Below are 10,815 nucleotides of genomic sequence, written 5' to 3'. Positions count from 1 at the left end.
GGCGGGGGCGGGGGTCGCAGACCCGCGCCCCGAAAGGGGCGCGGGGAACTGCGCGACCAGCCCCCACCGGCCCGCGGTGAAGGAACCGCCCATCCTGAGGGGCGGCTCAGCCGATGACCCGCCCGAGTTCGATCCGATCGATGTTCGGAGCCCACGCACCCGCGTCCCCGAACGTCAACGCATTCGCACCCGCCCGCAGGTCAACAGGAACCCCCACCGTCCAGTAGTCGTCCCAACTCCACGTGTTCTTGAAGGTGACCGTCCGCACCGCCCCGGCCCCCACCGAGACGTCCGCCGTACGGGACATGATGTCCGTGTTGTAGGCATGCCCGTTGTCGCGCCGATCGTTGTGCGCGTAGTGGACGACCAGCAGATAGCGCCCCGACTTGGGCGCGTCCACAGTGAACTCGGCTGTGCTGGACGCGCTGTTGCCGAGCCACCCGATGTAGGAACCGCCGGACGCGTAGACGGAGTCAACCAGCTTCGCCCCGCCCGCGAGCGTGGCCGAGGCGCCCTCGTAGGAGAGAGTGCCTGACGTCGAGCCGGCACCCGAGACATCGAGGGAGCGGACAGAGGCCCCCTTGGCCGTCAGCGCGATGCGGTTGTTGCCCGACACCAGATACAGCCGCAGACCCTTGCCGGGTGCCGCCGTCACCTTCTGGCCGTGCAGCTCCAGGTTCACCGCCGCCGACGCTCGCGGCACCACCGTGTAGTAGCCGTCGCGCGGTGCGTAGACGTCGAACACCGCCTTGTCACCGGAGCGCAGGACGAGCGCGCCCGTCCCGACGCCGGCGGACGAGGAGTAGTCGTACGACGGCCGGCCGCTGATGTCCGCGAGCGTGGCCTCGTACGACGCCGAGGGCGCGGCGGAGGTGCGGGCGGTCAGGTCGATACGGTCGAGCGTGACTTCGGCGTCGCCCTTGGCCAGCGTCAGCACATGCTGCCCGGCCGGGAGGTCGACGGTGACGTCCTTCTTCGCGCGGTAGGTCCAGTTCTCGGTGGAGGGGTACGACACCGTGACCGGGTCCTGGCCGTCGATCGAGAGCTTCTGCGTGGCGGGTGCCCCCGACTGGTTGCCGTACAGGATCGCCAGGTCGTAGGTACCGGCCACGGGCACGTCCACCGTGAAGTCGACCTTGCTGGTGGCCGTGTTGAGGGAGCCGACGTCCTTGGTCCCGGAGGCCGCGTAGCCGTTGGCGTTGCTGACCGTGCCCTGGGTGTAGACCTTGCCGTCGGTGATGGCCGCGTCCTCGGCCTCGTACGACGCCGACCAGGGGACCGATGCGGCAGCCGGGGTGCCGGTGCCGCCCGGGGTGAGGACGATCCGGTACGCCGACATCTTGTGCAGGCCGCGCAGCGGAACGCTCACCGTGCCGTCGGCCGCGACCTTCACCTTCGTACGGGCGAGGACGCGAGGCGTCGCGTGCTGTCCCTCGTAGCCCGACCAGGCGGACTCGGCGACGGTCGCGGTGACCGTACGGCCGAAGACGGACCGGGAGACGTTCTGGACGACGACGTCGGCGTCACCGGCCGAGCCGCCGAGCAGGACCTGTGCCTGTCGGCGCTTCTTGTCGAACGAGGCGAGACCCTGGAGGGTGTCGATGGTGTTGGCCTGCGGCGGGGTCACCTTGACCGTGTCGCCGGTCAGTCCCGCGTACCAACGGAAGTACCACCAGCCGCCGTTGGGGATGTTGGAGCGTACGACATTGCCGTCGAGGTTGCCGGCCGCGTCCCAGTAGGCCTGGTTGGCGTACACCTTGTTCCGCTCGAACATCGCGACCCACTGGGCGAGTTGGCCCGGGACGGACAGGTCGCGGCGGTTGGCGTACTCATCGATATTGATCTTCAGGGGCTCGATGCCGAGTTCGCGCTCGATCGCGCGGTAACTGTCGTAGTTCCCCTGGAAGTTCTTCAGTGAGCTGGAGTCCAACTCGTGCCAGGTCATGATCTGGGGCAGGACGTTCTCTCGCTTCGCGAAGGCGAGGAAGTCCCTCAACAGACGTGTGTGGTAGCCGGACTCGTTCGGGCCGGCGATCCTCGCGTCCGGGTCGATCGCGCGGATGCGCTCGTACACCGTCTTCCAGTCCTTGAAGAACCGGTCGCGGTTGATCTCGTACTGCGCCTGGTCGGAGGTGCCGAGGTTGTACCAGATCTGGTCGGGCTCGTTGAAGGGGATGTAGACGAAGCGCTCGCTGTTCGGGTCGGCTGCCACCTCGCTGACGATCTTGTCGACCTTGGGGAGGTAGTCCTCGATGCCGAGATCCTCGTACGGCCACTTGGCGTAGATGTCCTGCATCATCACCAGGATCTCGCCGCCGCCGTTGCGGAAGTACGACTTGGACACGGTGAGCGCGTCCCCGTTGGGATGCTGGGCGCCGCCCTCCGGCTTCTGCGAGACGCTGGTGATCTTCAGGGGGGCCAGTATCGCGTCGCTGGGCACGCCGTCGTCGCTGAGCCCGTACAGGGTGCCGTTGGCGCCGCGCATCACGGGGCCCTCGGACGCGGAGAGGTCGACGGTGACGCGCTGCGGGTCTGCGGCTGCGGCCGCGTTCGCGGACTGGGCCTCGGGAAGGGTGCCTGCCATGGCGGTGACTCCAAGTACGGCTGTGACAAGGGCGGTTCTGGTACGGGACAGGGCGCGCGATCCCGTGCGGGTGGGCGTGCTCACGCTGCTGGACCTCCAGTTATTTAACGGCTCCACTGGTGATTCCGGACACGATCCTTCGCTGGGCCACCAGGAAGACGGCGACCATGGGCAGGCTCATCACCACGACGTACGCGAAGACGAGATGCCAGTTGTTGAGGTAGAGCTGGGCGCTGGCGACCTTGTAGAGGTTGAGCGGCAGGGTCGCCTTGTCTCCGCCGCCGAGGACGAAGAAGGCGTAGAAGATGTCGCTCCAGGCGTAGAGCATCACCATGATCGTCGCGGTGGCGATGACCGGCCTGAGCAGCGGCAGAATGATCTGCCGGAAGATCCTCAGCGGCGTCGCGCCGTCCATCCGCGCGGCTTCCTCCAGCTCCATGGGGATGGCCCGGATGAATCCGGTCATGAAGAAGATCGACGTGGAGAGGTACATCCCGGTGTAGACGGCGATCATCCCGGGCCGGGTGCCCGCGAGCCCCAGCTGCCGCAGCTCCATGACGATGGTGATGACGGCGGGCGGCAGCAGCAGCCCGCTGATACAGAGGGCGTATGCCGCCGATACCAACCTCGACTTGCGGCGCGCGAAGACCCAGGCGGCACCGGCCCCCAGGATCAGTACCAGGGCGACCGAAGGCACCACGACGAGCAGGGAGTTGACGAAGCCGCGCAGCATCTCGCCCTGGCTGACGGCCTCTTCGTAGTTGCCGCCCGGCTGCCAGTGCCGGGGCAGGTCCAGGTTCGGGGTGATCGCCTCGGCCTGCGGCTTGGCGGAGGTGACGACGACCAGCCACAGCGGTACGCCGACCGCGAGTCCGGCGAGGAGCAGGACGAGCGCCGGACGACCGTACCGCCAGAGGGGGTTCACCGCAGGTGCGTAACTCATCTGGGTACTCACAGCAGTTGCTCCCTTCGGCGCAGTCCGATGACGAGGGGGATCGCGACGGCGACCACGACCAGGAAGAGGACGAGGCTCATCGCGGAGGCCTGGGCGTACAGGCCCTGGCCGAAGATCCGGAACATGTAGATGTTGAAGACCTCCGTGGAGCCCGCGGGCCCGCCGCCCGTCGTGGCCTGCACGATGTCGAAGGTGTTCATCGAACCGATCAGCGCCGTGGTGACGTTGAAGGTGAGGGCGGGAGCGAGGAGCGGCCAGCGCACCGACCAGAAGGTCCGCCACGGCCCGGCGCCGTCGCACTTCGCGGCCTCCAGCATCTCGCCGGGGATGCCCTTGAGGCCGGCGAGATAGATCAGCATCGACAGGCCCATCCACTTCCAGCCGTGGACGACGGTGACCAGGACCAGCGTCCAGGTCGTCGAGCCGAGCCACGGGATGTCCGTACCGAGCAGGCCGTTGACGGCGCCGTCCTGGTTGAACAGGGACTGGAAGACATAGCCGGTGGCGAGCGCGGAGATCAGCACCGGCAGGAAGAAGACGGCCCGGAAGAACCGGTTGAACCGGGTGTCCGCCTCAAGGAGCAGTGCCAGCCCCAGCCCGAAGCCGTTCTGGAAGACGGCCGCCAGCAGGGCGTAGAGCAGGGTCGTGCGGATCGCCCGCAGCAGGGAGCCGTCGTCGGCGATGGTGGTGAAGTTGTCGAGGCCGGTGAAGGCGATGTCCGGGTGGTACGAGGACCAATTGGTGAACGGGTAGTAGAAGTTGAGCAGGTTCGGCACCAGGAAGAAGGCCGCGAAGACGGCGATCGCGGGGAGCGCGAACCACCAGGGGTGATGGACGGCCGCGCGCGGCAGCCGCCCCACCCGCCGGGATTCGCCTCTCGTCGGTGCCTTGTTGCGCGTACGTACGGCCGTGTCCGCCATCGGAAGCCCTGTCTCTCCCCTGTCTCTCTCTCCCGGCTAGAAGCCGGGCGCCGCCTGGGCCTTGGCCACCTGCGCGAACTGGTCCTGGATCGCCTGCGCGACCTGCTGCGGACTCTTCTTGCCGTAGAGCATGTCGGCGAGGTAGAGGTGCGTGTCGGGCGCGACGATCGCCTTGGCCTGGAAGACACCGATGGCCGTGGGAAGCGCCGCGACCTGGGCCACGGATGCCTGGGGGAGACCGGCGGGGGTCGGCACGGACGGCTGCACGGACGGGATCTTCATCGCCTTGATGTAGTCGGCGTAGTCAGGCCCGAGCCAGAAGGCCAGGAACTGCCGGGAGGCGTTCTGCCGCTTCTCGTCACCGGTCTTGAACGCGACCACACCGTTGGTCTGGTCGGGGGAGTACAGGCCGGTGGCCGAGGAGTTGGCGATCGGGAACCAGCCGATCTTCTTGTCGATCTCGGCCGTGGAGTACTTGGCCTGCAACTGGCTCTGGAACGAGGTGACGTTGAGGACCATGCCCGACTCGCCCTTCCAGAGGGAGTCGGCCTGCCCGGTGAAGGTGCCCGTCCTGTAGTTCTTCTGCGCGAGCCCCGCGTCGAGCAGCTTCTCCTTGTACTTCTTGATGGCGTCGACGACGACCGGGTCGGTCCACTTCTCCTTGTTCTGGTTGAGGTCGGCCCACCACTGCTTGTCGAGGTCGGTGAGCTGGATCTGCATCTGCCACTGGAGCGGCCACTTGTCACCGCCGGCCTCGTAGAAGCCGGCCGCGTCGGTCTTGTCCGTGATGGCCTTACCGAGGGCCAGCAGTTCGTCGTACGACTTCGGGAAGTTCTGCTCGGTGAGCCCGGCCTCCTTGAAGACGTCCTTGTTGTAGTAGACGCCGAGCATGGCGGGGCTGGTGACGATCGCCGCGTACCGCTTGCCGTCGATCACGCCGAGCGACCTCTCGGTGTCGCCCAGCTTCGACACCCACTCCTCCCCGTCGAGGGTGAGGAGGTTCTGCTTCGGCTGGATGAACGGCAGTGTGGAGATGGACGGTTGCCAGAACATCAGGTCCGGCCGGTCGCCCGAGGCGAGCTTGGTCGGCACGTTCTGCTCGTACAGGTCGGGGATCGCCTGCGTCTCGACCTCGGCCCCGGTGGCCTTCTCGAAGGCGTCGATGACCTGCTTCGGCGCGTTGAGCGTGTTCTGCGCGGTCCACATGGTCAGCTTCACGCCGTCCAGACGGGCGGTCGGGTCGACCTTCGCCTGCGTGCCGCCCGACTCGGCGGACGAACCCGAGTCGCCGACGGTCGGGTCACTGCACGCGGTGGCGGAGAGGGCGGCGGCGCATATGAACGCCAGTGCGGGGAGGGCTCTTCTCGACATTGAGGTGCCTTTCGCGAACGGGCTCAGATGGGCGGATCGGGCAGGCGGTCGGTCTAGCGGTCCGGCTGAGAATGTGCGATCGGGCGGAGCAAGTGAGCCGTAGGGGAGGCGGGTTCACCCGCGCCCGGGCGGCGGCCCCGAGCTCTCCCGCACCAGCAGTTCCGGTACGGAGACGGGGTGCGGGGCGATCTGCGCGGACTCCTCCAGTACGCCGTGCAGCAGGGCGAACGCGGATCGCCCGAGGCCGGTGAAGTCCAGGCGTACGGTCGTCAGCGACGGGGTCAGATAGGCGGAGTGCGGGGCGTCGTCGAAACCGGCCACGCTCACCTCGCCGGGGACCGCGCGGCCCGTCTCGTGCAGGGCGCGGATCACCCCGAGCGCGAGGTCGTCGTTGCCGCACAGGATCGCGGTGACACCGGAGTCCTTCGCGAGCTTCAGGCCCGCCGCGTGACCGCCCGCCGGGCCCCAACTCCCCTGTACGGGACGGGGCTCCGGCGCTCCGGCCTCCCTGAGCGCCTGCCGCCAGCCGGTCGTACGGGCGCTGGTGCGCCGGGTGCTGGACGGGATGGCGACGTAGTGCACGGTCTCGTGGCCGAGGGAGAGGAGATGGCGGGTCGCCTCGTACGCGGCTTCGCGGTCGTCGGTCCACACCCAGGGGCGGTCGTCGCCGGGCGGGCTCGCGGGGGTCTCCACCACGCCGACGACCGGCAGTTCGGCGGGCACGGCACCCAGGGCCCGTACACCGGCCGGATCGTACGCGATCACGATCAGTCCGCCGCCCGCGTCCGCCGCCCGCCGCACCTCGGCGGCGACAGCGGCCTCGTCGGCCGATTCGAGGACGCCGACCCCGACGGCGTACGAGGCGGCACGGGCGGCCTCCTCGATGCCCTGGAGGATCGAGGCGTAGCCGTAGTGCGTCGTGTTGGAGGTGAGCACGGTCACCGCGCGACTGCGTCCGCTGGCGAGGGCGAGCGCGGCGGAGCTGCGCCGGAACCCCAGTTCGTCGATGACGGCGAGCACCCTGTCGCGGGTGGACGGCTTGACGCTGGGGCTGTCGTTGATCACCCGGGAGACGGTCTGGTACGAGACTCCGGCCGCGCTGGCGACATCCCGGATGCTCACTGAGCGTCTTGTGTGACCGGTCACATTCATGCCAGGATTGTGACCGGTCACATGAGGGTCGTCAAGAGACCGTAACGTTTGATTCATCCGGCGGAAGCAGACCGTCGGCCCAGGCGGCATCGGGAGGGGAAGACGTTGACCGGTACGTCGGACACGGCGGGCACGGCACCCCGCACCACCGCTGAGCAGCACTTCGTCTGGGGACACCGTGCTCTGGAGGCCGAGTTCGCGACCGGCGGCGACGAGACCCTGCGGCTGGTCCGGCTGACCGGTCCCGAGTCCCGTTCGAGCGGCGGGCCCCCGGTCGGCGACCCGCGCCCTGACGCCCCCCTCCACCTCGTCGAGGTGACCGCCCTCGGTCACGGCAGCGGCTGGTCGGGCCCCCGCTTCACCGGTACGGCCCTCGGCGCCCGCCTCCGCCACCGGGCCCACACCGCCCACGAACACGACGGCTGGACGTACCTGACCGTCGAACTCCACGATCCCCGCACCGGGTTGACCGCCTTCGTCGAACTGTCCTCGCCCGTCGGCCTGCCCGTGCTGCGCTCCCGCGTCCGTCTCCGCAACGAGGGGGAGGAGCCGATCGTCGTCCAGTCCGTCAGCAGCCTGCTGCTCGGCGGCCTCCCCTCGCCCGACGGCCTCGACATCCACCGCGCCCGCAACGACTGGCTGACGGAGTGCCGTTGGTACGCCGAGCCGCTGCGCGACACTGTCGCCGACATCCATGTCGACGTCCACCAGCACGACAGCCGGGCGGCACTGACCCTGACGGGGCGCGGCAGTTGGCCCACCGACGGGCACCTCGCGATGGGCGCCCTCACCGAACGCGGCGGCGGCCGGGCCTGGTTGTGGCAGATCGAGTCCCCGGCGGGCTGGCGCTGGGACCTGGGCGAGCGAGACCACGGCACGTGTCTGGCGCTGAACGGCCCCACGGACGCGGAACACCAGTGGCGGGTCGGACTGGCACCCGGCGCCGAACTCACCACCGTGCCCGGCGTCCTGTCCCTCGGCTCCGGTCTGGACGACGCCTTCGCCGCCCTGACCTCGTACCGCCGTGCCGTACGCCGCCCGCACCCGGACCACAGCACCCTGCCGGTCGTCTTCAACGACTACATGAACACCCTGATGGGCGACCCGACGACGGAGAAACTGCTCCCGCTGATCGACGCCGCCGCCGAGGCCGGGGCGGAGTACTTCTGCGTCGACTCCGGCTGGTACGACGACAGCACCGAGGGCTGGTGGGACAGCGTCGGCGAGTGGCTGCCCTCACCGCGCCGCTTCCCCGACGGCGGAATCCGGGCGGTCCTGGACCGGATCAGGGAACGCGGCATGGTGCCGGGCCTGTGGCTGGAGCCGGAGGTCGTGGGCGTACGCAGCCCGGTCGCGTCCGAACTCCCGCGGGAGGCCTTCTTCCAGCGGGACGGCGTACGCATCACCGAACAGGGCCGCCACCAACTAGACCTGCGCCACCCCGCCGCCCGGGCACACCTCGACAAGACCGTCGACCGCATCGTCGGCGACTGGGGCGTCGGCTATCTCAAGCTGGACTACAACATCGTGGTCGACCCGGGAACCTGCGCCCCCGGGGACATCGCGCCGGGGGCAGGCCTGCTCGGCCACGCCCAGGCATACCTGGACTGGCTCTCCGAGGTGCTCGACCGCCACCCCGGCCTGGTGATCGAGAACTGCGCCTCGGGCGGTATGAGAATGGACGGCGCCACCCTCGCCGTCACCCAACTCCAGTCCACCAGCGACCAGCAGGACCCACTGCTGTTCCCACCGATCGCCGCCGCCGCACCGACAGCGGTCCCGCCCGAACAGGGCGCCGTCTGGGCCTACCCCCAACCCGGGTACGACGACGACCTGATCACCTTCACCCTCGGCGGCGCACTGCTCGGCCGAATCCATCTCTCGGGCCATCTGGACCGGATGTCGGCAGAACAACTGACGCTCGTACGGGACGCGGTGGCCGTCTACAAGACACTCCGCGGCGACCTCGCGAAGGCCGTGCCGTTCTGGCCGCTCGGCCTGCCGGGTTGGACGGACGAGTGGCTGGCCCTGGGCATGCGGGTGCCGGGTGGCCGTACGACCTACGTCTCGGTCTGGCGTCGCGGAGGGGAGAGCGAACTCCATGTGCCAGTAGGGCACTTGGCGGGCCAGGAGGTCCGTGCGGAGATCCTGCACCCGTCCGCTCCGGGCGGCGGCTCGGCGGTCTGGGACGGGGACGGGGTGAGGGTGTCGCTGCCGCGCACACCGGCTGTTGTGCTGATCCGGCTGACTTCCTGACTTCCTGACTTCCTGACTTCCTGACTTCGTGGCTTCGGACGCGTAGGAAGGGGGAGGGGCGTCGCTTCGAAGAGTCAGGCGCGCTGGGGTATTTATGGGGACATGAACTACCCGGAGTGCGCGTCATGAACGTCTCGGTCGTCCTGTTCACCTCCGACCTCCGCCTGCACGACCATCCGCCGCTGCGGGCGGCGCTGGCCGGTGGACGCGCGGTCGTCCCGCTGTTCGTGCGGGACCGGGCCGTGGACGGCGCCGGGTTCGCCGTACCCAACCGGCTGGCCTTCCTCGCCGACTGTCTGCGCGATCTCGACACCGGTCTGCGCGAGCGGGGCGGTCGGCTGGTCGTGCGCAGCGGGGATCTCGTCGGTGAGGTGTGCCGGATCGCTGCCGAGGTGGGTGCCGACGAGGTGCACCTGGCGGCCGACGTCAGCGGTCACGCGCGTCGTCGGGAGGATCGGCTGCGCCGCGCCCTGGAGGCGGACGGCGTACGGCTGCACGTGCACGACACGGTGACCGCAGCCGTCGCCCCGGGTGCCGTGGTCCCGGCCGCCTCGGACCACTTCGCCGTCTTCACGCCGTACTTCCGGCACTGGTCGCAGCAGCCGCTGCGGGACCCGCTCGTGGCGCCACGGACGGTCCGCGTCCCGGACGGTGTCGGATCCGAACCTCTGCCCTCCCGGAGCGACCTGCGCGGACTGTCGGAGGGGCTCGCCTCCGGCGGCGAGACCGAGGGCCGAGCGCGCCTCACCGCGTGGCTGCGCGGCGGGCTGACGTCGTACGAGGACGGTCATGACGACCTGGCCGGCGACGCCACCTCCCGGCTCTCGCCGCATCTGCACTTCGGCACGCTCTCCGCCGTCGAACTCGTCCACCGGGCCCGCCGGGTGGGCGGACCGGGCGCCGATGCCTTCGTACGGCAGCTCGCCTGGCGCGACTTCCACCGCCAGGTGCTCGCCGCCCGTCCGGACGCGGCGGCCTCCGAGTACCGCACCCGGCACGACAGTTGGCGCTCCGGGCCGCAGGCGCGCGAGGACGTCGAGGCGTGGAAGGAGGGCCGCACCGGCTATCCGATCGTCGACGCGGCGATGCGCCAGCTGCGCCACGAGGGCTGGATGCACAACCGGGGACGCCTGCTGACCGCGAGCTTCCTCACCAAGACGCTGTATGTCGACTGGCGGGTCGGCGCCCGGCACTTCCTGGACCTGCTGGTGGACGGCGACATCGCCAACAACCAGCTCAACTGGCAGTGGACGGCCGGTACCGGAACCGACTCCCGGCCCAACCGGGTCCTCAACCCCGTCACCCAGGCCAAGAGATACGACCCCGACGGCGCGTACGTACGCCGCTGGGTGCCCGAACTGCGGGCGCTGGCCGGGCCGCTGGTGCACGAGCCGTGGAAACTGCGCGGCCTGGACCGCGCCGCCCTCGACTACCCGGACCCGATCGTCGACCTGTCCGAAGGGCTCGACCGCTTCAAACGGGCTCGCGGTCTCGACCGGGCCGCCGCCTCGGCCCCTGAGTGAATCCGGACCGGACCATGTCCTGGGCCGGGTGCCACGAGATGTCGTGAACTGCGG

At 69.5% G+C, this 10,815-nt stretch carries 7 protein-coding genes; 2 read left to right on the top strand and 5 right to left on the bottom strand.

Translation table 11 applies throughout. From position 1 onward, the window contains the following. Positions 1-106 precede the first annotated feature (106 nt). From ACWCRB_RS15610 to ACWCRB_RS15590, 5 genes are all read right to left on the bottom strand, one after another. A complete protein-coding gene (locus tag ACWCRB_RS15610; protein ID WP_450996558.1) occupies positions 107-2,584 on the bottom strand; it encodes a CBM35 domain-containing protein in 2,478 nt (825 codons plus the stop codon). A gap of 100 nt (positions 2,585-2,684) precedes the next feature. Beyond that, the gene (locus ACWCRB_RS15605; RefSeq protein WP_450996561.1) at positions 2,685-3,527 is read right to left on the bottom strand and encodes a carbohydrate ABC transporter permease; all 843 of its coding nucleotides are present in this window, start codon (positions 3,525-3,527) and stop codon (positions 2,685-2,687) included. Positions 3,528-3,535: 8 nt separating this feature from the next. Continuing rightward, on the bottom strand, positions 3,536-4,459 hold the full coding sequence (locus tag ACWCRB_RS15600; protein ID WP_450996557.1) for a carbohydrate ABC transporter permease: 924 nt from the start codon (positions 4,457-4,459) through the stop codon (positions 3,536-3,538). 36 nt (positions 4,460-4,495) lie between these two features. Next, on the bottom strand, positions 4,496-5,830 hold the full coding sequence (locus ACWCRB_RS15595) for an ABC transporter substrate-binding protein (RefSeq protein WP_450996556.1): 1,335 nt from the start codon (positions 5,828-5,830) through the stop codon (positions 4,496-4,498). 114 nt (positions 5,831-5,944) lie between these two features. Then, the gene (locus ACWCRB_RS15590) at positions 5,945-6,982 is read right to left on the bottom strand and encodes a LacI family DNA-binding transcriptional regulator (RefSeq protein WP_450996555.1); all 1,038 of its coding nucleotides are present in this window, start codon (positions 6,980-6,982) and stop codon (positions 5,945-5,947) included. A 105-nt stretch (positions 6,983-7,087) separates the two neighbouring features. Between ACWCRB_RS15590 and ACWCRB_RS15585 the strand changes: the two genes are divergently transcribed. Next, complete coding sequence (locus ACWCRB_RS15585; protein ID WP_450996554.1) at positions 7,088-9,238, top strand: glycoside hydrolase family 36 protein; 2,151 nt, start codon at positions 7,088-7,090, stop codon at positions 9,236-9,238. Between the two features lie 125 nt (positions 9,239-9,363). After that, entirely contained in the window at positions 9,364-10,761 is a 1,398-nt protein-coding gene (locus ACWCRB_RS15580; protein ID WP_450996553.1) for a cryptochrome/photolyase family protein, read from the top strand. The last annotated feature ends 54 nt before the right edge of the window (positions 10,762-10,815 follow it).

The sequence above is a fragment of the Streptomyces sp. NPDC002156 genome (assembly GCF_053593675.1).
The sequence above is the reverse complement of the archived record's forward strand: the minus strand, read 5'-3'. Positions and strand labels throughout refer to the sequence as shown.